General features: G+C 50.8%; 1 pseudogene. It reads right to left on the minus strand.

The features are described from left to right. A pseudogene (locus ACTHSQ_RS11355) lies at positions 1-252 on the minus strand (F0F1 ATP synthase subunit beta); the annotation flags it as partial.

Raw genomic sequence — 252 nt, forward strand, 5'->3', positions numbered from 1 at the left:
GTCGCAGACAGTTCATCAAATTTCGGAGCTGTCTGATGGATGGCACGGTGTTTGTCGGTATCAATCGGACCTGCTTCGTCAACAGGCGTACCCAATACATCGACAATACGTCCCAAAGTGCCTTTACCTACCGGCACTGTAATCGGCGCACCTGTATTGCTTACAGTCATGCCGCGTTTCAAACCATCCGAACTACCCATTGCAATAGTACGGACTACGCCGTCACCCAGAAGCTGTTGCACTTCCAAAGTC

This window comes from Neisseria sp. P0009.S008, from assembly GCF_051958615.1.
In the GTDB taxonomy this organism is placed as follows: domain Bacteria; phylum Pseudomonadota; class Gammaproteobacteria; order Burkholderiales; family Neisseriaceae; genus Neisseria; species Neisseria subflava.